This window comes from Acinetobacter sp. NIOH-H-8 (assembly GCF_046635365.1).
GTDB lineage: Bacteria > Pseudomonadota > Gammaproteobacteria > Pseudomonadales > Moraxellaceae > Acinetobacter.
This window is the reverse complement of the sequence record NZ_JBHDVN010000018.1, coordinates 35,981-61,981: the sequence shown is the minus strand read 5'-3', so window position 1 is coordinate 61,981 and position 26,001 is coordinate 35,981. Positions and strand designations below refer to the sequence as shown.

Here is a 26,001-nt window from a genome sequence, read left to right as displayed (position 1 = left end):
TCAATTGCTCAACCATTAAATCAAAGGTTGACCATGAGATGCCCGTGTATCGCTTGAACTGAGGATCAGAAAGCTTGTTTGAATCGATGTATTTCATCCGCAGATTATGCATGAATGCCAAGAAATCCGGAGTGCAAATATTAACCAAAAAGAAGATCGTTTTTTGATTTATGAAAGAGATCTAATTAAAAATATATAAACTTATTCCTTCTTAAATTTATTTTATATTCTTAGTCGATAATAAATAAGCCCGAGAATTTACCATTCAATAAAATAAAACTAATTTTATTGATTTATTGAAAAAATAAAAAAAATACCTATTTGTAGTTTTTTATACCCAGTATCTACAAAGCTAAGTTGTCAGTGGTGCATTTTTGTGGGATAAGTAAATAAGGAATAGACAATTTGCAGAATTGAAAATCCAGTCTTTTGCCCTGATAAATCATCTACCACGATCACAAACGATATAGACTTTTGGAGAGCCGCTCAGGTGACTAAACAATATCTGACTCATCGTTGTCTGATTGCGCCACCCCATGCAAGTGACGATTTTTTTGCCCATACGGTCATTTATCTGGCCCGTCATGATGAAGATGGCGCTCAAGGGATTATTATTAACCGCCCTGCTGGCATTCAAATTAAAGAATTGCTGAATGATCTGGACATTGAGGCGGATAATGTCAATCCTCATGAAGTGTTGCAAGGTGGACCTTTGCGACCAGAGGCCGGTTTTGTCCTGCATACCGGTCAGCCGACCTGGCATTCCTCTATTGCTGTGGGTGAAAATGTTTGTATTACCACATCTAAAGATATTCTGGATGCGATTGCGCATAATGAAGGTGTAGGCCGCTATCAGATCGCATTGGGTTATGCGAGCTGGGGCAAACATCAGCTTGAAGAAGAGATTGCCCGGGGTGACTGGCTAATCTGTGAATCCGATATGGACCTGATTTTTAATTTACCTTATAACGACCGCTGGGATGCTGCCTATAAAAAAATGGGCGTAGACCGAACCTGGTTATCTTCTGAGATTGGACATGCCTGATGTAAACGCGCCAAACACTATTATGGCGTTTGATTTTGGTACACAGAAAATGGGAATAGCAGTCGGCCAATCCCTGATTGAAAGTGCCAATCCCCTCCCTTTATTTCCTATGAAAGACGGGATTCCGAACTGGGACGAATTACTGAAAATTGTAAAAAGTCATCAGCCGGGCCTATTTTTGGTCGGCCTGCCACTAAATATGGATGATAGTGAATCTGAACTGTCGACACGGGCACGTAAATTTGCCCGCCGTTTACGTCATCAGACCAATATTGAAACCTTGATGGTGGATGAACGCCTGACCACTCGTGAAGCACGGGATGAACTGGATCATTATCAGGCACAAGGTCGTGGCAAAAAATTGTCTGCGGACAGTATTGCTGCTGCCCTTTTAATTGAAAGCTGGTATCGGCATCCGGCTGGACTGCAACCCTAAATTTCTTTTAAATAGAAGCAATAGCATCTTTCGAGATGCTATTTTTTTTGAATTGAAGAATCTCTTTTTTAGTTCATTGGGATACTTTCAATCTAAAAGAATAGAGTGCCTTTATCAATCATTTTTTAATCATAAAACAATGACCAAAGAAATTTCCTCATCCTCACTTCCTCCCTGAGGGAGAAAGAATTTTAAATACTAATGAACTAATATTTTTTGTTTTATCAAAGATAATTTAATTAAGGAAAAAAATAACGAAAAGTCAGGTTAATTCTGGGTTCCAAAACCCGAGTCGTTTTCCGGATACAATGTTTCCAGTAGTGTTGAGTCTGTCCACGCATCACAATCAATTGACCACTTTGCAAAAGCAGATCTACTGTTTTATTTTCTGTCTTATGTTTAAAGCTCATCTTGCGGGTTGCACCCAGACTGAGGGATGCAATCACATTTTCGCGGGATGCTCCTTGATATAAAGCCATCTCATCATCACTATGCCAGCCCAGACCCTGCGAACCATCTTCATATAAATTAGCCAGACAGGAATTAAAGGAATGACCCACCAATTTCTCAATATGCTGCTTTAACCGAAATAGCCCCGGTGTCCAGATATGAGCTTGTTTGAAACTTCCGGAATAATGATATTGATAGTGTTCATCGCCATACCAGACGACTTTTCGCCCAGTGACGTAGTGCTTGCCAAATAAAGTGACTTCATCCGCTTGCCAGGCCAGATGAGCTAGAAAATGCTGTAAATATTGCTGGCTCTGCTGCTCATTTAAAATCTGGCCATAATCCTCTACCACCCCATCAAAGGGTAATAAATTCATTTGAGGTTCTGGCGCAAACAGGTCCAAAGTCATTTTAAAATCAGTCTAAAAATTTCAGTATCTTGCTGAAAAGATTGAGACTTATCCGGAAAAATTACAATCTAATTTCACAAATAAATACAACATTTACTCTTGTGAGTACCTTTATTCCTGCCTAGACTAAATTCAACTTTGACAATAAAAATAATTGCTTATGAATTTATGGCAGCTGTTTTTAAAACTTCGTCCCTTTGTCAGCCCTTATCGACTTCTGGTGATTGCAACCCTCATTCTGACCCTGATCGGTTCCTTTACTGCTCAGGTCAATGCACTGACCCTGCAATATGCAGTCGACAGTATCAATGCTTTGCTGGAACAAGGACAAGGGCTGGATGAAGGCTGGCATATACTGATTACTATCTCTGCCATTTTACTTGGTAAAGAGGTGGTGAATGCACTGGTACAGTTTGGGCAGAAGTTTTATGGAGAAAAGCTGCGGATTTTTATTTCCCAAGATCTGGCTCAAGGCATTATTGAAAAGTTTTTAAAATACCGGTTGGCATTTTTTAATCAGGACAATAACCAAGCTGGAAAATTACAGACCCGAATCGATCGCGGAATTGGCTCCCTCACCCGACTGGTTCAGATCTTTTTTATTGATATTTTTCCTCTATTTACCAGTGCAATTGTCGCGCTCGGATTGATGTACTATGCCAATTTTTATGTCGGACTGGTCGCCACAGCGATTGTGCCAATCTACTTTTGGCTCACCTATAAACAGGCACAAAAACTCGGTGGATGGCGCCGTAGTCTGAGAGATGGCCGGGAAAAAAAGAGCCAAGGGATTCTCAGTATCATCAATTCAATTACAGTCATCAAATCCTTTAACCGGGAATCAATTGAATCAGACAAGCAGCTGAGCTTGCAGCGTGAACTGACCGATAACCAGATGAAAACCCGGCAAACCAGCTTCCTGTTTGATGGCTTAAAAACCTTTATTGAACAGATCGGCATAGTCCTGATTATTATTCTGACCTCCTATTTTGTACTGGATGGCCAGATGAGTATCGGCATGATCATGTACCATGTGCTGCTCTTTAATAACGTCTCTGCCCCGATTCGCTCGTTGCACCGGATTTATGATGAAGTGAATGATGCCATGATCTATTCAGAAAGCTTCTTTAATATTCTGGAAGCGGATGCTGAAATTGAGCAAAGCGGACAGCAAAAACCGCCAGTTAAAGGCCGATTTGAGCTAAGTGGCGTGAATTTTTATTATCCGAATGAGCATCATGCTTTAAAAGATATCAATATGGAAATCCGTCCCAATACCATTACCGCACTGGTAGGATTATCAGGAGCCGGAAAATCAACCTTGATCAGTCTGCTCGATAAATTTTATGAACCACAGGAAGGCCAGATCAAGCTGGATGGGATCGACTTAAAAGATTATGACACTCAATATCTGCGTGATCATATCGGATTAGTATTACAGAAAAATCATATTTTCCAGGGCACAATTTTTGACAATATCCGTTATGGCAAAACCAATGCCAGTATGGATGAGGTGATTGCAGCTGCTCAAAAAGCCTCAATTCATGAACAGATTTTACAGCTACCGGATGGTTATGATTCCGATGCCCTGCAACTGTCCGGCGGTCAGCAACAGCGGATTGCCATCGCACGGATGTTCCTGAAAAACCCGCCGATTATTTTTCTGGATGAACCAACGGCAAGCCTGGATGCCATTGCAACAGAACAAATTAAACAGAGTTTGGATCAGATCAAGCAAGGCCGTACCGTGATTATTATTTCGCATAGCCTGTCTCAGATTATTGATGCAGACTATACCTATGTGATGAAAGAAGGTTGTATTGCCGAACACGGTGAACATGACGCGCTTTATCATCAGGACGGCGTGTATAAGGAAATTTTTGATGCAATGGCCAAGAGCCTGAATATTGAAAAAATTGCCAAGACTTTTGAAGATGATGCAGAGGAAGAAACGCATAGTTAGCTCTTCATTCAACTATCCCTAAAAAATAAAAGCGGTCTTTAAAGACCGCTTAAAATCAAGATTCATCGTCCAGTATTAAAACCGCATAATCCATTCACCCCTGATATAACGATAATCGTAATTCGGACCATAGAAAGAAGCACTGCGGTTATATCCGGCATTCATCCGCAGAAATTGCGAGCCACGAACAGGACTTTGTACATTAAGCTCAAATAGCCGGGTAGACTGGCTCGGATCCTGATTGATTTTTTCTCGGCCAAAGCCTGCCGTTAAGCCTGCAGACCAGCCAGCAAAGCGCTGACGCCAACCAAGAGCGAACATCGATTCTTGATAATCTTCTGGGTTGAAGTACTCTCTACCTACATCTTCTTCACTGCTGCGATACATACGGTAACGAGCCTGAAGCGTTAGACCCAGATCTAGTGAAGGCTGATAAATCAGTCTAAGGCGACCATGATCACGGCGGTTATCATCCGAGAAAAACTGTGTTCCTGCTAAACCCACGAGAGTGACATGTTCACCTAAACCCTGATCCAGTGCAGCACCAACAAAAGTAAAGTTTGTTCCTGCATCAAGTGCAGGCTGGGTTTCAACCCAGTCACGATTGGCAAAAAGTTCTACTGCTGTCTTTTCTGCAAGTGCGGTACGGTAACTACCATCAAAGGTCAATAAAGTATGACCACCTTGCTCAAATAATCCTGCTTCTAAGGTCCAGCCATGGGCTGTAGCGGACTCAATATCACGCCCAATAAATGAGATCTTCTGACCATCGCGTTTCCAGTCATCTGTCCTATATTGATAGGCACTGCCACGTATACCCAGATAATGATCGGCATCTTCATATTGAGGCAAGAATTCCGCTGATAATTTACGAGTCTGGAAGCCTTCACTATCGTCACTTAAAAAGAATTCCGTTCCAGCCGCTCGTTCACTTGATGTCTGATCTTCATTTAATCCATTGGCCAGGCTGGCAGTACTCAAACTCACGAGTAAAGGAACACATACATATGTGATTTTCATAGTGTTCATTTTGTTCCCCAGGTTTTTCGTGTTCTCAACACTTCATCCATATAGCCTAAAATACTGGCAGGTTGAAGCAGGAAACTATAGGCCAATACATACAATAAAAAGCCACTGAAGTTTTTGCGGACCTTAAGCTCCAGGTCATTAAACATTCTGCGTTCAATCGAATAATTTAAGAAGCCCAACAGGAATGCCATTGGCAATAACACCAAGGTCATGATTCCGACAATCCAGTAATGTCCAAAACATGCCAGAATGATTCCCGGAATAAAGCCAAAGGTAAAGGCAATATCGAGCCACGGGAAAAACAGGTTCCAGTAAATAAAAAATGTAGAGAGTCTTGGCTTGATTAAAATACTAGGATGTTCAATGAATGCCTCAATCATGCCACGAGCCCAACGCTGACGCTGTTTAACAAACACTTTAAGCGTCGTCGGTGCATTGGTAAACAGGCAGGCATCCTCACAATGGCCAATCCGATAACCTGCATTTAACAAGGCCCAAGTCAGCACAATATCTTCACCTACACATTCAGGCCAACCACCGACTTCAATCAGGGCATTACGGTCATAAATAGAGAAAGCACCTTGCGCTACCAGAGTTCCTTGATAGAGAGATTGCAAGCGTTTGGTCGCCGAGATCCCCAGAAAATAGTCCCATTCCTGAGTTTTGGTCAGCAGATTGGTACGCGAATTACGTACCAGAATTTTACCTGCAACCGCACGTGTATTTGGAGGATCTGCCACATAGCGTTCAACAATATTGATCAGGGCAACACGATGGAGATAGGAATCCGCATCGACGGTAATTACCAGATCATGTTCGGCAAGTTTCAGGCCTTCATTTAAGGCGTGCGCTTTCCCTGCATTTTGCTTTAAATCCAATAAAGTCAGCCAGGGAAATCTTGATTCTGCTTTGCGAACAATCTCTGCGGTTTCATCCTGAGAGCCATCATTGATCACAATAACCTGTAATTTTCCCGGATATTTTTGCTGACTAATACTGACCAAAGTATCTTCAATTGAGGCGGCTTCATTGTAGGCTGCGACCAACATGGTAATCCCTGGATAAACCGCTAATGGCTGACGTTTAGGTTGTCTGTCCATCATCAGGCTGAATGCCGCAAATGAGTTCATAAATCCTGGAATAATGGCAATACCATAGATCAGGAAAATAGCCCAAAAATAACCGATATAGCTGCTCAAATCATGCATCTAGTCCTGGGCAATCCAGATGGAAAATACGGTCCAGAAACGCGCACCCATTAACGCGATCACAAACTTTAACTGCACAGAAAAGTAAATTCGGGAAGCTTCTCTTTGACTTTCATCAATGATCATGAATTTTCTCTTAAATATATAATTTCACTGAGTAAATTAATGCAGGGTTAGGTTTAGACCAGAAATATGTGACTGATAACAAAAGAGCTTCGTTTTTCTTTCTTATCTATTGGTTTGATGAGCACATGAAAAAATCTTTTCACTTTCTGAAAATAATTCCATTTTCATAAATCAACCCGCATTTTGCTAAATTATATACAACTTTTGTATTTTTTTTGATAAATAGTTCACATTTCTTTTAATTAAATTTACAAAGCTTATTAGTAATTGTTATTTATGTGATTTTTCTCATAGTAATATTAGGGAACGCCTATCCTATCTAGCTTTCACAATATCAAGAGCATTTTTTTGAAATAAAAAAAGCCTGCACAATGCAGGCTTTTTACTATTATTTAGGTTTGCTTAACGCTGAAATTTTTGTTCAATTTCTTCAACACTGCTATGACGTACATCCAGGCCCTTGACCATATAAATGACCTGTTCCGAAATATTACGTGCATGGTCTCCAATGCGTTCCAGCGAACGTAGTACCCAAAGTACATTAATCACCCGACTAATATGCCGTGGATCTTCAATCATATAGGTCATTAAAGTACGGGTAGCGGACTGATATTCCCGGTCAATGTCGGCATCGGCCTGCATCACGCGCAGCGCTTGGTCTACATCCAGACGAGCAAAGGCATCCAATGCATCATGAATCATCACTCGAACTTGGTTACCAATATGTCGGGTTTCCATATAACCGCGTGGTGAACCACCCTCTTCACACAAAGTCTGGGCAATACGGGCAATTTTCGATGCTTCATCTCCAATCCGTTCCAGATCGGTATTGGCCTTGGACATGGCAAGCACCATGCGCAGATCAATAGCAGCAGGATGACGGCGAGCCAAAATCAGGGTGAGTGCCTCATCAATTTCACCTTCCAGGCGGTTCACAATATTGTCCTGAAACTGCACATCGACCGCCATGGCAGCATCTGTATCCAGCAGCGCATGAATGGCATTGGCTACCTGCTGTTCTACCATGCCACCCATGGTCATGAACTTGGTATTTACATCCTGCAATTCTTCATTGAATTGCGAAGAAATATGATGACTGAGCACAGGATTATTGGGACTCAAGGAAATCTACTCCAGAACAGGAAAAGGCAAGAACACATCATGAAATGTCATTAAAGCATGACCATCATGAAAGTTTGATGACAACTCATTAGTCGTCTTTAAGAACGGTCATATTCAATGAGCCAGGCATTCATCTCTGCCAGTTCCTTTTCTGTCAATTGTCCTACTGAAGCCTGTAATTGCAGTACATGCAGCAAATAATCATATTTAGCATTCAGATAGTCAGTCTTAGCAGAGAAGGCATTACGCTGCGCCAGCAATACATCCACCATGGTTTTTAAACCTTCCTGATATTGAGCTCTGGAAGCTTGAGACACAATATCTGAAGATTGCATCGCTGCTTTACGTGCATTGAGTTTGGCCTCATCCGTTTCTACCTGCAGATAAGACTGTTTGACATCGGTGTTGGCTTTGCGGATTGCGGCATCCAGTTGGGCTTCACTTCGCTGCACATTTACGCCGGCCTGACGAATACTTTTTTGGGTTCGGCCCCCGGTAAACAGGTTCCAGTTGACCTCGACGCCAATCTGGTCAAAATCACCATTGGTTGATAACACTGTTTCAGGAGTCTGCTTTAAATAGCCATAGGTTCCGACGGCTTCAACCTGAGGATAGAGAGCCGCCTGCTCTACCCGCTTGGCATCTTCCGAATAGCGTTTCTGCAAACGGGCCTGTAGAATTTCCAGATTCTGGTTTTGTGCCAGTTCGGTCCAGGAACCGATATTACTCGGAACAGGTTTCTGAAACTGGAAATCCTCACGCAGAACCGCCAGATTTTCCTGATAGGGCCCAATCAACTGAGCCAATTGTTCCTGTGCCAGCACCAGTTGTACCTGTGTAGAAATCCGGTTAGCTTGTGCACTTTGGTATTGGGCATTGGCTTCACTGACATCACTTCTCGCCACGAGCCCTTCTCGAAGTTTGGCATTCATCATCCTTAACTGTTCTGATAAAGCCTGCTCTTCCTGTAAATAAGCTGTGGTTAAAGACTGCTGACGTAAAACATTAAAATAGGCTTCTGCCACCTGCAAAATATGCTGCTGCTTTTGCAGACGCAAATTAACTTCACTAAGTTCTACCGAGGTTTTGACCTGCTTATAACCCTGCCAAGCATCCCAGCGGAATAAAGGCTGACGTGCAGTAACTGCAATCTGACGCGTGGTCGTACTCGAACCCTGTAGTTCCCCAAATTCGGCAGGCAAACCTTCTATCGATGAATTATCAGCAGACTGGTTTTTACGGGTCACATTTCCAGATAAAGTCACAGTCGGCAATAAATTTCCGCTGGCAATGCCCAGATTGAGCTGGTCCGACTGGTATTGCAACAGATTCGCCTGCCAGTTCGGATCATTCTGCTGGGCACGCTGATAAGCTTCAAGCAGATCCAGCGCAAACAGTGTCGGACTGACACCCAATAAACAGGCACTGACGATGAGTTTTAATTTCATTTTATAGTTTTCACCCCTACAGCCATTTCAATCATCAGATTAAGGCGCTTTAAACCCAGCAATACTAAAGATTTCTTTTGATTTTTTACGTATGACTTTTATTAATTTTCTCTTATAGATCCACGATTTTATTCAATATTCCTCCTATTTTCCCCTTCCTGCATCCTAGCTTAACAAAGCCATTCACAATACTACACATAGAACTTGAATTAGATCTATACAATATAGCTCCCAGTAAGGCAGTTATTTCTGATTTCATCTATATAGAGTCCTGAAGCATAGTGTTAACGCGAATTCATTCGATATTCAAAGTTTGTTTTGTTTTCAGCAGTTTGCTGTTCGTAGGCGGATGCCAGCAATCCTCAGAACCGCAAGTTGAAATGGAACAGGCCGAGGTTAAAAACGTTCAATCTCCCGCGAACGATTTCACTCTCATGTGTGAAAATATTGAAAAAAACATGTCCCAGATTAATGAACAGCGCACCACTTTTGCACTGGAACAGATTAATCAGGACCTTAAAGTGTGTCTGCCGCTCATGGAACTGGCCGAGCAGAAACACCTGATGCAGCGTTCCACAGAAATGTATCAACGCTTCCTGCATGTGGAACGCACCGAATTTCAGCAGCGTGCTTTCGAGCAATATGCCTTAGATATGGCTCAGCATCCTACTATTCAGCAAAGCCACTTTGAACAGTTGACCACACGCGACCAGTATTTATTGAAGCATAAAGGTCAGGCCTATGTAGAACTGCTGGATCAGGGCAATGGCACGCTACAATATCGTCGTAGTCCGGAATATCTGGTACGTATCTTTGCGCCGTATTTACCAGCTGCCGAAAAGGTATTTATTGAAAATCTGGCTGAGCAGAATATGGAACCGGTCTTGGTCGAAAAACGCTTACAGCTTGAAGCTGCCAATATTGCCGCTCGCGCTTTATTCTGGGAAGATTATCTGCAAACTTATCCGAAAAGTAGCTATCAGCGCGATGCCGAATATCTGCTGAAACAATATACTTATTTCCTGTTCAGAGGCAGCGAGCAATCGCCAATCTCTGAGGATTATCGTGACCGTTATTCAGTAGAAACCAGCCATCTGGAAACTATTATTGGTCTAGCGCGTGGTCAGAAATCCAAGTTATCGACACAGGCGCAATTATTTTTAGAGTTTCTGGACATGAATCCTGAACAGCGTCAGCGTGCCTTAGCTGCGGAATATCGTGACCGTTCCAGCACTGAACAGATTTTATATTATGCTCAAGTCACCCCACCCTCACAGAACTACAATAAAGACTGCTTTAAAGATGCGATCTGTCTTTAAAACAATCTTTTCTTAAAAAACGATGAGATAGCCGAAAATCAGCAACCCCTCCCAATTTAAAGCTACTTTTTAAATACCAACTAAGCTAAGATTTAGCCTCGCTTGACGGAGCGCGAGTAATAACTCGCTGAGATCACTTAAATCAGCCTTTTCGGCCATTTGATAGTGAGTACCGTTGAACCTGATCAGGTTAATACCTGCGTAGGAATCAAGCCATCTAAAAACGATTACCCTTGTTTTATCTACTCCCAGATAATTCCGTCCACGTTTTTGGTCGTGCTTGATTCGTTGATGTCATTCATAAGGATCATTGCAATGAGCCAGTTAACGAATCTTTCTTCTGAAACTCCACTTACTCCACACGAACAGGAAGCGCGTGATCTGACCCGCATTCTGCCAGCTTCCCGTAAAGTTTATCTGCAAGGCTCACGTCCTGATATTCAGGTGCCCATGCGGGAAATTTCTCTCAGCGAAACCCCGACTGGTCTGGGTGGTGAATATAATGCACCGCTGATGGTCTATGACACTTCAGGGGTTTATACCGATCCAAACATTGAAATTGACCTGAATAAAGGCCTGCCAAATCTGCGTGAAGGCTGGATTGAACAGCGTAATGACACAGAAATGCTGGATGATTTAAGTTCTGAGTTTGGTCGCCAACGTCTACGTGATATCCGTACTGCCAATATCCGCTTTGCCCATATCCAGAAACCACGCCGGGCTAAACTTGGCCAGAATGTGACCCAGATGCACTATGCCAAACAGGGCATTATTACGCCGGAAATGGAATATATCGCGATTCGGGAAAACTTGTGTCAGCTGGAAGGGACCGATATGCGCCAGCATCCGGGACAGAATTTTGGTGCCAAAAATTTACAGAAAATCACCCCTGAATTTGTACGCCAGGAAGTCGCTGCAGGCCGTGCCATTATTCCTGCCAATATTAATCACCCTGAGCTGGAACCGATGATCATTGGTCGTAATTTCCTGGTGAAAATTAATGCCAATATCGGGAACTCTGCGCTGGGTTCAAGTATTGAAGAAGAAGTGTCAAAAATGACCTGGGCAACCCGCTGGGGTGCCGACACCATTATGGATCTGTCGACTGGTCAGAATATTCATGAAACCCGTGAATGGATTATCCGTAACTCTCCAGTGCCAATCGGTACCGTACCAATTTATCAGGCACTAGAAAAAGTCAACGGTGTAGCTGAAGACCTGACCTGGGAAATCTTTAAAGATACCTTGATTGAACAGGCTGAACAGGGCGTGGATTACTTCACGATTCATGCCGGTGTGTTACTTCGTTATGTACCACTGACCGCGAATCGTTTGACTGGCATCGTATCGCGTGGTGGTTCGATCATGGCACAGTGGTGTCTGGCACATCATCAGGAAAACTTCCTCTATACCCATTTCGATGAAATCTGCGAAATTATGAAAACATATGATGTGTCTTTCAGTCTTGGGGATGGCTTACGTCCGGGCTGTATTCAGGATGCCAATGACGAAGCCCAATTTGCCGAGCTACGCACTTTGGGTGAATTAACGCATCGTGCCTGGGAACATGATGTACAGGTGATGATCGAAGGTCCGGGGCATGTGCCAATGCATATGATCAAGGAAAATATGGATCTGCAGCTGGAAGTCTGTAAGGAAGCACCTTTCTATACACTTGGGCCATTAACCACAGATATCGCACCGGGTTATGACCACATTACTTCGGCGATTGGTGCCGCGATGATTGGCTGGTACGGTACCGCGATGCTTTGCTACGTGACACCGAAAGAACATTTAGGCTTGCCGAACAAGAAAGATGTGAAAGACGGCATCATTACCTACAAGATTGCCGCACATGCTGCCGACTTGGCCAAAGGTCATCCAGGTGCTCAAGCCCGTGACAATGCCCTGTCCAAAGCCCGTTTTGAGTTCCGCTGGGAAGACCAGTTTAACCTGAGCCTGGATCCGGACACAGCACGCAGCATGCATGATGAAACCATGCCAAAAGCGGCGCATAAATCGGCTCACTTCTGCTCGATGTGCGGACCGAAGTTCTGTTCAATGAAAATCACGCAAAATGTGCGAGATTATGCTAGCCAGTTATCTGCTGATGAGACCCCGGCTGTAACGCAGGCAGAGATTGAAGCCGGCCTCAACCAGATGAAAGACGATTTCCATAACTCTGGTCAAAAACTGTACCACAAGGTGTAAAACTGTAAAAAAAACAGTTGTTTTCATAAAAATCTCAGATAGGATGAAAAAAATAAGTTATTTCATCCTTTTCTGAGTTATGAATATTATTAAACAAGCCTCTTATAATAAAAAAGATTTTAGGATAGAGGCCCGTGAGTTTTTATATCGGGGATTTATTCAGGTGGAAAAAGTCACGTTACGTCACCGTGTCTTCCATCAGGAATCTTATACACCTGCATTGCAGCGTGAGCTCATCCATCGTCCTGAAGCCGCTGGGGTACTGCTGTATAACGATCAACAGCAAAAATTCGGCTTGATTGAACAGTTCCGTATTGGGGGATTGGATGATCAGGATACGCCATGGCAACTAGAAGTCATTGCCGGTGTACTGGATGGCGATGAAACGCCTGAGACCTGTATTCGCCGCGAAGCTTTCGAAGAATCAGGCTGCACTGTTGATTCCTTGCAGCATCTTTTCAGCTTCTATCCGTCTGCCGGTGCCTGCTCGGAACTGTTTCATCTTTATGTCGCCCAGACTGAACTGCCTGAAGAAGGCGGTGTTTTTGGCATGCCGGATGAAGGGGAAAATATCCAGCTGCACATTCTGGATTATGCCGATATTCCGACCCTGCTGAGTAATGGTCGCCTTAGAAATGCACCTGTGATTATGGCGCTACAATGGCTACAACAGCATCAACAGGCTGTCCCGTCAGGTTTAAGGGGGCAGACATGACATCGGAACAATTCAATCCTGCATCGCCACAAAAATGGACCATTATCCAGATTTCTGACACCCACTTGATGGATCAGCCCAATCTGGAATTCGCGAATATGAATCCGGAACAGAGCTTCCATGAAGTCATGCAGCATATTCAGCGCAATTTTCCAGAAATGGATGCACTCGTACATACCGGTGATCTGGCACAGGTGCCGGTCGCAGAAACCTATACACGTTATTTAAAATATATCCAGTCCTGTCAGGTGCCCTATTATCAGATTCCGGGCAATCATGATGACATCAAGGTCTTTCCTTTTTATCAGGATCGAGATCAGGCACATGCCATCCATTTTGGCAGCTGGACCCTGATTTTACTGAATAGTGCAGTCCCGGATCGGATAGATGGTTGGGTAGAACAGACTCAACTGCAACAGCTGGACCAATTATTGCTTGAATACCGAAATCAGTATGTGGTTGTGGCTTGCCATCATCATCCTTTTACGATGAAGTCACACTGGATTGACCAGCACCGGCTAAAGAATGCCGAAGATCTGAAAGATGTACTGGCCCAGCACCACAATGTAAAGCTGGTTCTGTTTGGTCATGTACATCAGAATTCCTTCAATGAATGGCAGGGTGTCCAGTTTTTATCGACGCCATCGACCAGTGTACAGTTCAAACCCAAGAGTGAGGAGTTCGCGCTAGACCAGGCGGCGCCTGGCTATCGTGTATTACATTTGAAACAAAATGGGGAGTTCGATACACATATCGAACGTGTGACCTTAAGCCAGCAAAATATTAATACCGAAATTTCAGGTTATTAACTTTGCATTTTATTTTTTTTGAATTACTTTATTGCAACCAAAGGAAATGTGATATCTATAATCCAGACATCAAAGACTATCAAAAAGCATAAAAAGTCTATATGATGACGACCCCCGTAGGAGGATAATCTTTCTACAGGGTGGATAAAAATTGCATATCACCATATTTTTTGCGTATTACATACGCATATGATGAGGAATGCCCTAAATGGCGAATGACAACCAAAATCAAGTCTTAGACGAACAAACTGATGTTGTAGAGGAAAAACCTACAAAACGTGTGCGCAAATCTAAGCCGAAAACGACTGAGGGTGGTTCTACTGCTAGCTTATTTGGTATTGAACCTTATCAACCTAAAAAAAATGAAGAATACATGTCTGAAGGGCAGCTTGAACACTTCCGCCAAATCTTGATGGCATGGAAAGCTGAACTGATGTCAGAAGTTGATCGTACTTTAAATACGATGCAAGACGAAAATACTGCGCTTCCTGATGTAAATGACCGTGCGACTCAGGAAGAAGAATTTGCCATCGAACTTCGTACTCGTGACCGTGAACGTAAACTGATCCGCAAAATCGAGCAATCTATCGAAGCGATTAAAAACGATGACTACGGTTTCTGTGAAACTTGTGGTATCGAGATTGGTCTGCGCCGTCTAGAAGCACGTCCAACTGCAACTTTATGTATCGACTGCAAGACTTTGGCAGAGATCAAAGAGAAGCAAAATAACGGTTAAGCATGTCTTTAAGTAATCCCTCCCTGACCCTCCCTTTATCAAAGGGAGGGAAAGCTGAAGAGAATTACGTGGGCCGGTTCGCGCCATCGCCAACCGGCCCTTTGCATTTTGGTTCACTCATTACCGCAGTCGCCAGCTACTGTGATGCCAAAGCCCATCAGGGGCGCTGGCTAGTCCGCATTGAAGATACCGACATCCCGCGAATTTATCCCGGCAGCGAAGAACATATTTTGCGTGCCTTGGATGCTTTTGAATTCGAGCCAGATGGTGAAATCATTTATCAGAAAGATCGTCTGGATATTTACGAAAATGTGATCCAGCAACTGCGCCAGCAGGGTCTGGTCTATGCCTGTCAATGTACCCGTAAAATGCTGGGTTCCAATCATATTTATCAGGACACCTGTCGTGACTTAGGTTTGCCTTTTGAACATCAGGCAATTCGGGTCAAGGTTGAAGATGTTGAAATCTGTTTTGAAGACCGTCTACAAGGCCGACACTGCTCACAACTGAAAAAGGAGTTGGGTGACTTTGTACTGAAACGTCGTGATAGCATTATAAATTATCAGCTGGCAGTTGTGGTCGATGACTATCTGCAAGGCATGACCCATGTAGTCCGTGGTGCAGACCTTTTGGACAACACGGAACGTCAGATTTATCTGGGTCAATTGTTGGGTTATCCGCGTTTAAGCTATATGCATTTACCACTGGCAATGAATGATCAGGGCCAGAAACTGTCCAAGCAAAATCTGGCGCAAGCACTGGATCTTGATCAAGCTCCCCTGCTCTTGCAACAGGCACTTCAAGCCCTCTGTCAGGCGCCCGTAGAACTGGATCGCCCTGCTCGTATGCTCGAACAAGCCGTCGCACAATGGGATATCTCCCGAATCCCGCATACAACTGAGCTACAAGGTCACTATTTATAAAAACGGGTTTTCACTTAAGCTAAAAGCAATAACACAGGCGAGTGAGGGTCATAAAAATGTTTTTTATTTTTGGTGTAGGACCGAAAACCAAGGTCATTGAGAAAAGTCAGTTTCTTTGTCCAGTCTGCCGAACCCGTTCTGGGTATGAACTCAAACAGCAGCGTAATTATTTTTCTTTATTTTTTATTCCGCTAGTTCCACTTTCTAAGGCAAAAAGTACTTTTGTGCGTTGCCTGAACTGTGGAACTGTCATGCCGAGCACAGTGCTTAACCATGCTCAGCCCAATCCACAGCGTCCGTCTAATCTAGAAGCTTGATTCTTCCCGACTTGGATTAACTTGTTGAGTCGTTGAGTCAATTTTCAGAATCAAACTGATCATCACTGCACAGACAATGAGTGATGAACCACCATAACTAATAAATGGCAGGGTCAAACCTTTGGTTGGCAATAGCCCCATATTCATCCCGGCGTTTACCAGAATCTGTAACAGGAAAATGATACTGATCCCATAAGCCAGATAACCTGCGCGCAAGTATTGATGCTGCAAGGCACGATGTCCAATCCGGATACAGCAGACCATCACGGTAAAGGACAGAATCAGAATGGTAGAAATACCCAAGAAACCAAATTCTTCCCCTAAGATCGCCAACATAAAGTCAGTATGCGCTTCCGGCAGATATGACATTTTCTGGATACTATGGCCTAGCCCTACTCCGGTCCATTCACCACGACCAAACGCCATCAAGGCATTAGAAAGCTGATAACCGGTACCGAGCGGATCTTCCCAAGGATTCGAGAAAGACAATAAACGTTGTAAACGATAAGGTTCCAGAGCAATCGCAGCAGCAAATGCACCCAATAAAGTAATAAAAGCGACACCGAACTGAATCCAGGGTGCACCAGCCAGGAAGAATACACCGAGCATGGTCAGGGTGATTACCACTGTTGCCCCTAAGTCAGGCTCAAGAATAATCAGGCCAACGGTTGCACCCATGATGGCACTTAATCGTACCAAGCCTTTGATATTATTACGAACCTCTTCAGCACGACGGACTACATAGTCAGCGGTAAAAATCGCCATCATGACCTTAGCGACTTCGGAAGCCTGCAAGGTAAAACCGGCTACCCGAATCCAGCGCTTGGAGCCGTTTACTTCAGTCCCGACAAAGAGTACGGCGACCAGCAAAACAATGGTAATAATCCATAAAAAGAAAGTGTTATTGAACCAGACTTTTAATGGAACTTTATAGGCTAAAAAGGCTGCACCCGCCGCAACCAGAATCGAGATCGCATGTCGGGTCACATAATGGAAAGCATTCTCATGCATCCGTTCCGCATAAGGCATCGAAGCCGATGCCACCATGATCGAACCGATGCACAGCAAAGCCAGCACACAAAAAATCAGCACATTACGCGGATTAACTTCAGCGGGTAACTTAGGTACCCACTGCTGATAAAATTGATTAATTTTATTGATCGCAGTCTGAGCAAACTCAGCCATATCACGAATCCTTGTTATTCTTAATTGAGTTCATTCACATAGGCCACAAACTTGCGACCACGTTCCGGATAACCGGAGAACATGTCAAAACTTGCACATGCAGGAGACAATAACACGACATCATGTGCCTGAGTGCGCTTTTGGCAAACTTCTACTGCTTCCTGCAGGCTTTCCGCATGAATCAATTCAGTCGTACCTGCAATCGCTTCTTCAATAATTGGGCGGTCCACGCCAATCAATACGGCGATTTTTGCATACTTAGATAATGAGTCACGTAAGGCAGTAAAATCCTGACCTTTACCCTGACCACCAAGAATAATGGCAACCTTACCGCTTTGAGCTTCGATCGCCATGCCTAGACCATCAAGTGCTGCGAGCGTTGCTCCGATATTGGTTCCTTTGGAGTCATTATAATAACGTACCCCATTGACTTCTTTAACAAATTCGCAGCGATGTTCCAAACCTTTGAAGGTTTTTAACGTATCCAGCATAACGTCCATTGGCAGGCCAATTGCTTCACCTAGAGCCAGACAAGCCAAGGCATTCGCCACATTATGGGTACCTTGAATGTACATGTCAGAACTTTTGAGCAGACGTTCACGACCACGTGCCAGCCAGATCGTGCCATCCTTATCTTTGAGAATACCGTACTGGTTGATGTCCGGTGCATTCAAACCAAAGCTCTGCATCGGTGTTGCATCTGGAACCAGTGGACGGGTCAGTGAATCATCACGGTTAAACACCACTTTTTTCACGCCTTGGAAAATACGGTGTTTGGCGGTGTGATAACCCATCATGTCGCCATGACGATCCAGATGGTCTTCACTCATATTCAGAACAACAGCCACTTCAGCCTGCAAGTTTGATGTGGTTTCTAACTGGAAGCTCGACAACTCCAAAATATACAGTTCAGGATCATCTTTGGTCAGATCCAGTGCTGGAAGACCAAGATTCCCCCCAACCGCCACTTTTTTACCCGCATTCGCTGCCATCAGACCGATTAAAGTAGTTACGGTACTTTTGGCATTGGAACCGGTAATCGCCACAATCGGCTTATCAGTCGCACGACGTAAAATCTGGATTTCACTTACCACAGGAATACCTTGATCTAGTGCTGCCTGGATTTCAGGCAGTTTTGGATCGAGTCCCGGGCTGATGATAATTTCTTCGGCAGAGAGCAACAGACTCTGGTCAAACTTGCCAAAACTGGTCTGTACTTCCGCAGGAATCTGGTCATGTCCCGGAGGGGTGGCTCTTGAGTCCGTTACTGCAACGCGGTAGCCCTGGTCATGTAAGAAGTTGACCGCTGCAACACCTGAAATCCCGAGTCCTGCAACGACTTTTAATCCACCACGTTGTATTAACATTTTCGCCCCATTTTCTGGTCTATTTTAAAACTGACGAAATGGTAGCACTTTGCTGTTTTGAATGCTTTTTCTGTTTTGACTTTCTCTGGCATTTTTTGTGTCAGGGCGTAAAAAAATATCGTTAAATCTTCATCTTTAATCGGTTTAATAATTAATAAATTTTTATTGGAGCCATCATGGGAATAAAAGTTAAGACTATACTATCCATAACTTGAAAGGAAAATCAGATAACGCTTCCATTCATAATATAGAAAAATAGTGGATTCTTTTCACCTAGATAAATAGATCTCTTTCATAAATCAAAAAACGATCTTCTTTTTGGTTAATATTTGCACTCCAGATTTCTTGGCATTCATGCATAATCTGCGGATGAAATACATCGATTCAAACAAGCTTTCTGATCCTCAGTTCAAGCGATACACGGGCATCTCATGGTCAACCTTTGATTTAATGGTTGAGCAATTGAAGAAACATGTCCCTGCCAAAGGCAGACCGCCCAAGTTAAGCCTGGAAGACCAGGTTCTGCTCTGTCTAAGCTATTGGCGGGAATACCGAACCTTATTTCACGTTGCGACGAGCTACGGGGTTTCAGAGCCCACAGCCTCAAGGATTGTCCGTCATGTTGAAGACTGCCTGATTCGGTCCAATCTGTTTAATTTACCCAAAGATTTACCCGAGGGCGAAGGCATCGACTGGAATGTTGTAATCGTGGATGCCACGGAAATTCCAATCCAAAGGCCTAAAAAAACAGAAGAAAAGCTATAGCGGCAAGAAAAAGACCCATACCTTTAAAGTACAGGCCATGATTCACTACAAAACTCAGCAAATTCTGAGTTTATGTACCAGTCGCGGTGCAGTGCATGATTTCGAGTTGTTCAAACGCAATTTAAACCAGATTCCTTTTGGGGCTTTTATTCTTGCAGATAAAGGCTATCAGGGGATTTATGTGTTGTATCCGAATAGCCTGTTGCCATTAAAAGCCAAAAGACACTGTAAATTGGATCCTGAATTGAAAATCTATAATCAAGAAATCAATAAAAGAAGAATCGGAATTGAGCATGTATTTGGCAGCCTGAAAACCTTCAAAATCCTTGCTGAGCGTTATCGAAATAGAGGTAAAAGGCTTGGTTTGAGATTCAATTTAATCGCTGGAATCTACAACTTGGAACTGAGCAAAAAATGATTTATGAAAGAGGTCTAATTAATAAGTTTTTAAAAAATAAAAAATGAGGGAGCTTATTTCTAAACTCCCTCACTCATTTGCATGTTCAGTTTTTATTCTCAAACAGAATGAAAGTTTACTTCCACTTCACCGCCTGAGCTTTAGGTTTTGTACTTGAGCTTTGTTCCGATGCCGGACAGGCACAGTTACCACCACAGCCACTGGCCATAGCCGGTTTTAACCATTTCGCCAGCGTATGCCAGCCTTTGGCTGCACAGGTATCAGACAGCTTCTGGAAGACTGAGCGTGAGGTATTCGGAAATACCTTTTTAAATACCACGAGCGCACTCCAGACAACCAGTACCGCTACAATCAGAATTTCAATCATCTCAATCTCCCATTCACATGATCAGTCAGATCTAGCCAAGGTTTCCCTTCAGCCAGTTTAACCCAAATAATGTGATGCAATTTGATAAGTCAGGAATGACATGAAATATGCCAAACCAAACAGGTAGAAGGTCATAAAGCTGACCGTTTTCCATGAACCGGTTTCACGCTTCACAGTAGCTAAGGTCGCCAGACAATGCGGCGCGTAGATAAACCATACCAGTAGAGACAAGCCGGTCGCGATCGACCAGCCCAGATCACCGCCGCCACTAATCAGTGCCGCCAGACCCTCAGACATGGCATCTTCATCGACTGCAGACAAGGCATAAACCGTACCCAATGCTGCCACGACAACTTCACGCGCTGCCATCGCCGGAATCAGTGCAATACAGATCTGCCAGTTAAAGCCCAATGGTGCAAAAATAGGTTGCATCACATGGCCCAGCATCCCGGCAAAGGAATAATCGATATCCGGTAAAGTTGCACCTTCTGGTGGCTGTGGGAACGTACACAGGAACCAAAGCAGGATGGATAGGGCAAAGATGATGCCACCGACACGCTTCAAGAAGATTTTGCCGCGATCAAGCAAACCAATCCAGACGTTTTTCACATCCGGGAAGCGGTAACTTGGCAGCTCCATCAATAGCATGTGCTGTGACTTGTCTTTATGGAAAAATTTCAGGATAAAGGAAACAATCAGTGCACTCAGAATACCGGCCATATACAGACCAAATAACACCAGACCCTGCAGGTTCATGAAGCCCCAAACGGTTTGCTCAGGAATAAACGCTGCAATCAGCAAAGCATATACTGGCAGACGTGCCGAACAGGTCATCAGTGGCGCCACAAAAATCGTGGTCAGACGGTCACGTGGATCACTAATCGTCCTTGAAGCCATAATCCCCGGCACGGCACAGGCAAAGCTGGACAATAGAGGGATGAAAGCACGGCCCGAAAGACCTGCTTTAAACATCAATTTATCTAGCAGGAAGGCGGCACGTGGTAAATAGCCGGACTCTTCCAAAACCAAAATAAAGAAGAACAGAATCAGAATCTGCGGCAGGAAGACCACGACCCCACCCGCACCGGCAATAATCCCGTCAACCACCAAGCTGTTTAATAAAGGATGAGCGATCAGTCCACCCATGTACTCACCCAGCCAGCCGAAGAAAGTTTCAATTCCGTCCATGAATGGCGCAGCCCAGGCAAAGACCGCCTGAAACACCACAAACATCATAATGGCTAAGCTAAGCAGGCCCAATACTGGATGCAGGAATATCTTGTCCAAGAAATCAGTACGTTTATCTTCCTGATCGGCATAATTCACCACATCTTTCAGAATACTGGCAATCTGATGATGGTGATCGCCACTCAAACCACTGAGTTCAGTTTGCGGGGCAGAAAACTTGTTTTTATCCAGTGCATTTTTCAGGTTTTCAATGCCTGAAGTACGCACGGCAACGGTCTCAACCACCGGCACACCCAAGCGTTCAGACAGTTTCTGAGTATTAATCTGCATGCCACGACGGCGTGCTTCATCCATCATGTTCAGCACAACCAGCATTGGACGACCCAGCTGAATCATTTCCAGTACCAGTCCCAGATGCAGTTTCAGGTTGGTTGCATCTACAACGCACAGGAAAGTATCCTGCTGGCCTTCTTCTGCAATTTTACCCTGAACCACATTACGGGTAATTTCTTCGTCCGGGCTGGTCGCATCCAGACTATAAGTTCCTGGCAGATCCAGTACGCGTACCGGTTTGCCTGAAGGAAGTGTAAAATTCCCGACTTTACGCTCAACCGTAACCCCGGCATAGTTGCCGACTTTTTGACGAGATCCGGTTAAATGGTTAAATAAAGAAGTTTTACCGCAGTTTGGGTTACCGACAAGGGCAATACGTAAGGTATCACTCATGCCGCGGCTCCCTGTTCAATTTCAATCTTGGCCGCTTCCGATTTTCGTAAAGCAAAACGCGTAAACCCCACCTGAATAAGAATCGGATCCCCACCAAAAATACCTTTGGTAATGACTTGTACCTGAGTCCCTGGTACAAAACCTAAAGTTTCCAAGCGACTGGCCACAACATCGTGGGAAGCGCCTTTACCATCAGTAGTTCGATTAACTTTTCGAATGATGGCAGTTTGTTTTGCTTTCAAATCAGACAAACGCACCGTGAAAATTCCTAAGACTTTTGTACAGTATACAAACAAATGAGAATAATTAACAAATAAGTATTAATTACATTTCTTCTTGGCTGTATAGCACATCGACATGTCAGTAAAATTAAACTAGAGTGGAGAATAGCAATCAGGCTTCTCGCTTTTAAAAATTATCTTCATTAAACATCATGCTGAATAAAAAACCTCGCATTCCTAGTCCAGTTCAGATTCCTGAAGCTTTCAGTTACTTACAGGGTTTTCGTGATTATCTGATTGCCCAGACAGTGAGCCCTCATACCCGAAATGCCTATTTGTCTGATCTGATCCAGTGTGCTGAATGTCTGGTTAAACCTTTACCAGAATGGAACCATGATGATATTTCCGATGTGCTGACTGAACTAACCAAACAGCAAAAAAGTCCACGTTCAATTGGACGATGTTTGTCCGCCTTACGTTCTTTTTATAAATTCCTGCGGGAACAAAAACTGCGGAGTGACAATCCGGTCGCTGCCCATAAAACACCAAAACTGGGCCGTGCCCTGCCCAAAGACCTGTCTGAAGCTGATGTCGAAGCGCTGATTCATGCACCTGATATTAATACTGCCCTTGGTTTACGTGATCGTGCCATGTTTGAAGTGCTTTATGCGTGCGGTTTACGGGTGACGGAACTGATTAATCTGCGTCTGGATCTGATTAATTTAAAACAGGGCTATTTGCGTATTGTCGGTAAAGGCAATAAAGAACGTCTAGTGCCGATGGGACAGATGGCCTGTGAATGGGTAGAAAAATATTTACAGGAAGCACGTCCGCAACTTTATAAGACAGCGACTGATTATCTGTTTCTCACCCAGCATGGCGGCATCATGAGCCGACAGAATTTCTGGTATGCCATTAAACGCTATGCACTACAAGCCGGAATTCAGGCTGAACTGTCTCCACATACTTTGCGTCATGCTTTTGCCACGCATTTACTCAATCATGGCGCTGACTTACGGGTAGTACAAATGTTGCTAGGTCACAGTGATTTATCCACCACACAGATCTATACCCATGTGGCACAAGTTAGAATGCAGCAACTGCATGCAACCCATCATCCACGGGCTTAGGAGCTGATTTGAATAGAATAAACTGAGAAGTTTGACGTAGCTCTATCTTTTTTTGCTATGCTAATGCTCTGTTTTTAGTCCAAGAAAAAAAGGGTTATTATGACATTTGCCCGCACCAAAATTTTTATCGCTTGTCTGCTTGCTACCGGTCTGGGACTGAGCGCATGTTCCAATTCAAATAATTCAGATAAAAAGCAAGATACGCTTACAGCAAGTGCACCGGCGACGGGTGAAGCCTCTAACCTTAGCGAACGTAATGCACAGCAACGCCTGATTTCCACGCTAGAAGGTCATTTCAAAAAAGCCGGCATTAACGCAAAAATCACGGGTATTAAAACTACTGAAGTACCCAACATGTCTTGGGTCAGCCTGGAAGGTATGGCACCCGTCTATGTGACAAATGACGGTAAATATCTGATTCAGGGCGATGTCATTCGTCTTGGTGATAAAGAGCTGCATAATGTCAGTGAAACCCTGCAATCTGACGTCAACAAGAAAATCTTTGCAAACCTTAAAGCGGAAGACCTGCTGATTTATCCAGCCAAAGGCAAAACCAAGCATGTGATCTATGTCTTTACCGATGTCAGCTGTCCGTATTGTCACAAATTCCATGAACAGATGGATGAAATGAACAGCAAAGGCATCGAAGTACGCTATATTGCCTGGCCACGTGGCGAACAGCATATGCCTGCCATGGAAGCCATCTGGTGTAATTCCGATCGTCGTGCAGCCTTCGATCAAGCCATTGCCGGTGGATCTATCACACCAACGACTTGTAAAAATCCTGTGAAAGATCAATATCAAATGGGTCTTAATATTGGTGTTAATGGTACCCCGGGTGTATACAGTTCTGAAGGACTTTATCTCGGTGGCTATATGAGTACCTCAGAATTATTGGATCGACTTAAATAACTCATTTTAATTAGTTATTTAACTTTATTTTATAGATGAAGATATTCTGAAATGACCCTAGAGTCAGGCCGCTTTTTTAGCTATGATCTAGGCTCTCGTAAAAAACTGTTTATATTTGGAGTGTGACGTGAAACCAGTTCGTCTGGCAATCCTCGGTCTTGGTACTGTGGGTGGTGGTGCCCTTAAACTATTAAAAGAAAATGCTGCTGAGATTAAACGTCGCACCGGTCGTGAAATTCAAATTACCCATGTTGGTACGCGTCGTCCGCGTCCTGATCTGGATCTACCTGAATCAGTCAAACAAAGTGCAGATCTGCTCGATATCGTACGTCAACCTGATGTAGATGTGGTGGTTGAAGTCATGGGCGGTATTCACCCTGCTTATGAAGTGATTAAAGAAGCCATTCTGCATGGCAAACAGGTCGTAACTGCCAACAAGGCCCTATTGGCTGAACATGGAAATGAACTGTTCAAACTTGCCGATGACAACGCTGTGCAAATTGCTTACGAGGCAGCGGTGGCTGGCGGCATTCCAATTATTAAAGTGATGCGTGAAGGTCTGGCAGCCAACAAGATTGACTGGCTGGCTGGTATCATCAACGGTACAGGCAACTTCATCCTGACTGAAATGCGAGATAAAGGCCGTGCCTTTGCTGATGTACTGAAAGAAGCGCAAGAACTGGGTTATGCAGAAGCAGATCCAACCTTCGATGTAGAAGGCATCGATGCAGCACACAAACTGACATTACTGGCCTCTATTGCTTTTGGTATTCCGTTGCAGTTTGATAAAGTCTTTACTGAAGGCATCAGCAAAATTACTGCACAAGACGTGAAATATGCTGAAGACTTGGGCTTCCGTATTAAACACCTCGGTATTGCCCGTCGTGCTGAAACTGGTATCGAACTCCGCGTGCATCCTACCCTGATTCCTGAAGAGCAATTGATCGCTAATGTGAATGGTGTAAAAAATGCAGTTCTGGTTCAAGCCAATGCGGTTGGTCCTACACTGTATTACGGTGCAGGTGCGGGTGCAGGTCCTACAGCTTCTGCAGTAGTCGCAGATGTCGTGGATATCGTACGTGATATTTCTTATACTGAAGATGGTGCTGGTACAATTCCACAACTGGCTTTTGAAAGCTTAAGTGACCTGCCAATCCTGCCACGTGAAGAAATGACGACTGGATACTACATCCGGATCAATGCTGAAGATCAAACCGGAGTACTGGCTGAAGTAACCTCTATTCTAAGCCGCGAAGGCATCAGTATTGATGCAATTCTGCAGCAGTCACGTCTGAAAGATCTTATTCCTATCGTGATCCTGACTGATCCAGTCAAGGAAGCGAAAATGGATGAAGCGTTAAAACAAATTCAAGCTCTTCCTGTCATTCATGGCGAAATTGTACGAATTCGTTTAGAATCGCTTGATAATTAATCGGGTCGAGGGGACACTCTCCC

General features: G+C 43.9%; 25 protein-coding genes and 1 riboswitch. Of the genes, 15 read left to right on the top strand and 10 right to left on the bottom strand.

Features of this window, described 5'->3' with window-relative positions; genetic code table 11:
* The first annotated feature begins 490 nt into the window (after window positions 1-490).
* Both ACEWB7_RS09220 and ruvX read left to right on the top strand, forming a co-directional pair.
* Window positions 491-1,045: a YqgE/AlgH family protein gene (locus ACEWB7_RS09220; protein ID WP_004787233.1), complete on the top strand. Its 555-nt coding sequence runs from the start codon at window positions 491-493 to the stop codon at window positions 1,043-1,045.
* Complete coding sequence (gene ruvX / locus ACEWB7_RS09215; protein WP_312309888.1) at window positions 1,038-1,481, top strand: Holliday junction resolvase RuvX; 444 nt, start codon at window positions 1,038-1,040, stop codon at window positions 1,479-1,481. Before ACEWB7_RS09220 ends, ruvX begins: the two co-directional genes overlap by 8 nt.
* A gap of 239 nt (window positions 1,482-1,720) precedes the next feature.
* On the opposite strand, the gene ACEWB7_RS09210 is transcribed toward ruvX, so the two are convergent.
* Complete coding sequence (locus ACEWB7_RS09210) at window positions 1,721-2,341, bottom strand: alpha-ketoglutarate-dependent dioxygenase AlkB family protein (protein ID WP_262738472.1); 621 nt, start codon at window positions 2,339-2,341, stop codon at window positions 1,721-1,723.
* A 160-nt stretch (window positions 2,342-2,501) separates the two neighbouring features.
* Here ACEWB7_RS09210 and ACEWB7_RS09205 point away from each other — a divergent pair, with 160 nt between their 5' ends.
* On the top strand, window positions 2,502-4,304 hold the full coding sequence (locus ACEWB7_RS09205; protein WP_166136421.1) for an ABC transporter ATP-binding protein: 1,803 nt from the start codon (window positions 2,502-2,504) through the stop codon (window positions 4,302-4,304).
* A gap of 75 nt (window positions 4,305-4,379) precedes the next feature.
* Here ACEWB7_RS09205 and ACEWB7_RS09200 read toward each other — a convergent pair whose 3' ends face one another.
* The 4 genes from ACEWB7_RS09200 to ACEWB7_RS09185 form a co-directional block, all read right to left on the bottom strand.
* Window positions 4,380-5,333 (bottom strand): hypothetical protein, encoded by a 954-nt coding sequence (locus tag ACEWB7_RS09200; RefSeq protein ID WP_312309889.1) that lies wholly within the window; start codon window positions 5,331-5,333, stop codon window positions 4,380-4,382.
* Entirely contained in the window at window positions 5,330-6,541 is a 1,212-nt protein-coding gene (locus ACEWB7_RS09195) for a glycosyltransferase (protein ID WP_312309890.1), read from the bottom strand. The genes ACEWB7_RS09200 and ACEWB7_RS09195 overlap by 4 nt, the downstream gene beginning before the upstream one ends.
* Window positions 6,542-7,069: 528 nt before the next feature.
* On the bottom strand, window positions 7,070-7,789 hold the full coding sequence (phoU, locus tag ACEWB7_RS09190) for a phosphate signaling complex protein PhoU (protein WP_034705351.1): 720 nt from the start codon (window positions 7,787-7,789) through the stop codon (window positions 7,070-7,072).
* 98 nt (window positions 7,790-7,887) lie between these two features.
* Entirely contained in the window at window positions 7,888-9,237 is a 1,350-nt protein-coding gene (locus tag ACEWB7_RS09185) for a TolC family outer membrane protein (RefSeq protein ID WP_034705354.1), read from the bottom strand.
* Between the two features lie 281 nt (window positions 9,238-9,518).
* On the opposite strand from ACEWB7_RS09185, the gene ACEWB7_RS09180 reads away from it, so the two are divergent.
* From ACEWB7_RS09180 to ACEWB7_RS09150, 7 genes are all read left to right on the top strand, one after another.
* Entirely contained in the window at window positions 9,519-10,556 is a 1,038-nt protein-coding gene (locus ACEWB7_RS09180) for a hypothetical protein (RefSeq protein WP_052026321.1), read from the top strand.
* A 96-nt stretch (window positions 10,557-10,652) separates the two neighbouring features.
* Window positions 10,653-10,781: riboswitch (TPP riboswitch) on the top strand.
* A 90-nt stretch (window positions 10,782-10,871) separates the two neighbouring features.
* A complete protein-coding gene (gene thiC, locus ACEWB7_RS09175) occupies window positions 10,872-12,767 on the top strand; it encodes a phosphomethylpyrimidine synthase ThiC (RefSeq protein ID WP_312309892.1) in 1,896 nt (631 codons plus the stop codon).
* Window positions 12,768-12,846: 79 nt separating this feature from the next.
* Window positions 12,847-13,482 (top strand): NUDIX domain-containing protein, encoded by a 636-nt coding sequence (locus ACEWB7_RS09170; RefSeq protein WP_104426962.1) that lies wholly within the window; start codon window positions 12,847-12,849, stop codon window positions 13,480-13,482.
* Window positions 13,479-14,291 (top strand): metallophosphoesterase, encoded by an 813-nt coding sequence (locus ACEWB7_RS09165; protein WP_034705362.1) that lies wholly within the window; start codon window positions 13,479-13,481, stop codon window positions 14,289-14,291. The genes ACEWB7_RS09170 and ACEWB7_RS09165 overlap by 4 nt, the downstream gene beginning before the upstream one ends.
* A 208-nt stretch (window positions 14,292-14,499) precedes the next feature.
* Complete coding sequence (gene dksA, locus ACEWB7_RS09160; RefSeq protein WP_004787252.1) at window positions 14,500-15,027, top strand: RNA polymerase-binding protein DksA; 528 nt, start codon at window positions 14,500-14,502, stop codon at window positions 15,025-15,027.
* 2 nt (window positions 15,028-15,029) lie between these two features.
* Window positions 15,030-15,950, top strand: a complete 921-nt coding sequence (gluQRS, locus tag ACEWB7_RS09155) for a tRNA glutamyl-Q(34) synthetase GluQRS (protein WP_312309894.1) — start codon at window positions 15,030-15,032, stop codon at window positions 15,948-15,950.
* 56 nt (window positions 15,951-16,006) lie between these two features.
* Window positions 16,007-16,267 (top strand): zinc ribbon domain-containing protein, encoded by a 261-nt coding sequence (locus tag ACEWB7_RS09150; RefSeq protein WP_312309895.1) that lies wholly within the window; start codon window positions 16,007-16,009, stop codon window positions 16,265-16,267.
* Here ACEWB7_RS09150 and ftsW read toward each other — a convergent pair.
* Window positions 16,256-17,452, bottom strand: a complete 1,197-nt coding sequence (gene ftsW, locus ACEWB7_RS09145) for a putative lipid II flippase FtsW (RefSeq protein ID WP_004787257.1) — start codon at window positions 17,450-17,452, stop codon at window positions 16,256-16,258. The genes ACEWB7_RS09150 and ftsW overlap by 12 nt on opposite strands.
* A gap of 20 nt (window positions 17,453-17,472) precedes the next feature.
* A complete protein-coding gene (gene murD / locus ACEWB7_RS09140) occupies window positions 17,473-18,819 on the bottom strand; it encodes a UDP-N-acetylmuramoyl-L-alanine--D-glutamate ligase (RefSeq protein WP_312309896.1) in 1,347 nt (448 codons plus the stop codon).
* A gap of 462 nt (window positions 18,820-19,281) precedes the next feature.
* Between murD and ACEWB7_RS09135 the strand changes: the two genes are divergently transcribed.
* Both ACEWB7_RS09135 and ACEWB7_RS09130 read left to right on the top strand, forming a co-directional pair.
* The gene (locus ACEWB7_RS09135) at window positions 19,282-19,584 is read left to right on the top strand and encodes a transposase family protein (RefSeq protein ID WP_171260786.1); all 303 of its coding nucleotides are present in this window, start codon (window positions 19,282-19,284) and stop codon (window positions 19,582-19,584) included.
* Window positions 19,532-20,002 (top strand): IS5/IS1182 family transposase, encoded by a 471-nt coding sequence (locus ACEWB7_RS09130; protein WP_004809604.1) that lies wholly within the window; start codon window positions 19,532-19,534, stop codon window positions 20,000-20,002. Before ACEWB7_RS09135 ends, ACEWB7_RS09130 begins: the two co-directional genes overlap by 53 nt.
* Window positions 20,003-20,117: 115 nt before the next feature.
* Here the strand turns inward: ACEWB7_RS09130 and ACEWB7_RS09125 are convergent, their stop codons facing one another.
* From ACEWB7_RS09125 to ACEWB7_RS09115, 3 genes are read right to left on the bottom strand one after another with little or no spacing between them, the layout of a single operon-like run.
* Entirely contained in the window at window positions 20,118-20,369 is a 252-nt protein-coding gene (locus ACEWB7_RS09125) for a DUF6587 family protein (RefSeq protein ID WP_034703404.1), read from the bottom strand.
* Between the two features lie 57 nt (window positions 20,370-20,426).
* Entirely contained in the window at window positions 20,427-22,283 is a 1,857-nt protein-coding gene (feoB, locus tag ACEWB7_RS09120) for a ferrous iron transporter B (RefSeq protein WP_004787264.1), read from the bottom strand.
* A complete protein-coding gene (locus ACEWB7_RS09115; RefSeq protein ID WP_004787267.1) occupies window positions 22,280-22,540 on the bottom strand; it encodes a ferrous iron transport protein A in 261 nt (86 codons plus the stop codon). The genes feoB and ACEWB7_RS09115 overlap by 4 nt, the downstream gene beginning before the upstream one ends.
* Before the next feature lie 176 nt (window positions 22,541-22,716).
* On the opposite strand from ACEWB7_RS09115, the gene xerD reads away from it, so the two are divergent.
* The 3 genes from xerD to ACEWB7_RS09100 all read left to right on the top strand — a co-directional run bounded on the left by xerD (window position 22,717) and on the right by ACEWB7_RS09100 (window position 25,978).
* Window positions 22,717-23,634: a site-specific tyrosine recombinase XerD gene (gene xerD, locus ACEWB7_RS09110; protein WP_034703407.1), complete on the top strand. Its 918-nt coding sequence runs from the start codon at window positions 22,717-22,719 to the stop codon at window positions 23,632-23,634.
* Window positions 23,635-23,733: 99 nt separating this feature from the next.
* Window positions 23,734-24,546, top strand: a complete 813-nt coding sequence (locus ACEWB7_RS09105) for a DsbC family protein (RefSeq protein WP_034703409.1) — start codon at window positions 23,734-23,736, stop codon at window positions 24,544-24,546.
* Between the two features lie 127 nt (window positions 24,547-24,673).
* Entirely contained in the window at window positions 24,674-25,978 is a 1,305-nt protein-coding gene (locus tag ACEWB7_RS09100; RefSeq protein WP_005233480.1) for a homoserine dehydrogenase, read from the top strand.
* Window positions 25,979-26,001 lie beyond the last annotated feature (23 nt).

Coding starts and splice junctions, on each gene's coding strand:
- ruvX (WP_312309888.1), top strand. CDS start 1,038: ATGCCTGATGTAAACGCGCCAAACACTATTATGGCGTTTGATTTTGGT.
- ACEWB7_RS09210 (WP_262738472.1), bottom strand. CDS start 2,341: ATGACTTTGGACCTGTTTGCGCCAGAACCTCAAATGAATTTATTACCC.
- ACEWB7_RS09205 (WP_166136421.1), top strand. CDS start 2,502: ATGAATTTATGGCAGCTGTTTTTAAAACTTCGTCCCTTTGTCAGCCCT.
- ACEWB7_RS09200 (WP_312309889.1), bottom strand. CDS start 5,333: ATGAACACTATGAAAATCACATATGTATGTGTTCCTTTACTCGTGAGT.
- ACEWB7_RS09195 (WP_312309890.1), bottom strand. CDS start 6,541: ATGCATGATTTGAGCAGCTATATCGGTTATTTTTGGGCTATTTTCCTG.
- ACEWB7_RS09185 (WP_034705354.1), bottom strand. CDS start 9,237: ATGAAATTAAAACTCATCGTCAGTGCCTGTTTATTGGGTGTCAGTCCG.
- thiC (WP_312309892.1), top strand. CDS start 10,872: ATGAGCCAGTTAACGAATCTTTCTTCTGAAACTCCACTTACTCCACAC.
- ACEWB7_RS09170 (WP_104426962.1), top strand. CDS start 12,847: ATGAATATTATTAAACAAGCCTCTTATAATAAAAAAGATTTTAGGATA.
- ACEWB7_RS09165 (WP_034705362.1), top strand. CDS start 13,479: ATGACATCGGAACAATTCAATCCTGCATCGCCACAAAAATGGACCATT.
- dksA (WP_004787252.1), top strand. CDS start 14,500: ATGGCGAATGACAACCAAAATCAAGTCTTAGACGAACAAACTGATGTT.
- gluQRS (WP_312309894.1), top strand. CDS start 15,030: ATGTCTTTAAGTAATCCCTCCCTGACCCTCCCTTTATCAAAGGGAGGG.
- ACEWB7_RS09150 (WP_312309895.1), top strand. CDS start 16,007: ATGTTTTTTATTTTTGGTGTAGGACCGAAAACCAAGGTCATTGAGAAA.
- ftsW (WP_004787257.1), bottom strand. CDS start 17,452: ATGGCTGAGTTTGCTCAGACTGCGATCAATAAAATTAATCAATTTTAT.
- murD (WP_312309896.1), bottom strand. CDS start 18,819: ATGTTAATACAACGTGGTGGATTAAAAGTCGTTGCAGGACTCGGGATT.
- ACEWB7_RS09130 (WP_004809604.1), top strand. CDS start 19,532: ATGCCACGGAAATTCCAATCCAAAGGCCTAAAAAAACAGAAGAAAAGC.
- ACEWB7_RS09125 (WP_034703404.1), bottom strand. CDS start 20,369: ATGATTGAAATTCTGATTGTAGCGGTACTGGTTGTCTGGAGTGCGCTC.
- feoB (WP_004787264.1), bottom strand. CDS start 22,283: ATGAGTGATACCTTACGTATTGCCCTTGTCGGTAACCCAAACTGCGGT.
- xerD (WP_034703407.1), top strand. CDS start 22,717: ATGCTGAATAAAAAACCTCGCATTCCTAGTCCAGTTCAGATTCCTGAA.
- ACEWB7_RS09105 (WP_034703409.1), top strand. CDS start 23,734: ATGACATTTGCCCGCACCAAAATTTTTATCGCTTGTCTGCTTGCTACC.